General features: G+C 59.8%; 1 protein-coding gene. It reads right to left on the minus strand.

Going from position 1 to position 276, the window contains the following annotated elements:
• Positions 1–276, minus strand: a 276-nt coding sequence (locus U869_RS0128860) for a transposase (RefSeq protein ID WP_029988769.1), incomplete at both ends; no start/stop codon positions are given.

Consider the following 276-nt stretch of genomic DNA (forward strand, 5'->3'; position numbering starts at 1 on the left):
CAAGGCAGGCGTCATCAGGTGGAGTCCAGAGCGCGGGCTTCATACATTCTCCGTATTCGGCCAGCAGTGCGGCGTCCGTGACATCGGTTCTGGAAGGACTGAGCTTCATGGCAGCAAAGTGATGGTAGCTGCGCGGGTTAATCACGCAGGCAGGCAACCCCGCACGAACCAGAGCCACTGCGAGGTCGAAGTGATAGACGCCGGTGGCCTCCATCACGATACGTTCAGGGGCGAGGCGGGTGAGCGCTTGTGTCAGTGTCGCTACCGATGTAAAAC

This window comes from Serratia sp. H1w (assembly GCF_000633355.1).
Lineage (GTDB): Bacteria > Pseudomonadota > Gammaproteobacteria > Enterobacterales > Enterobacteriaceae > Chania.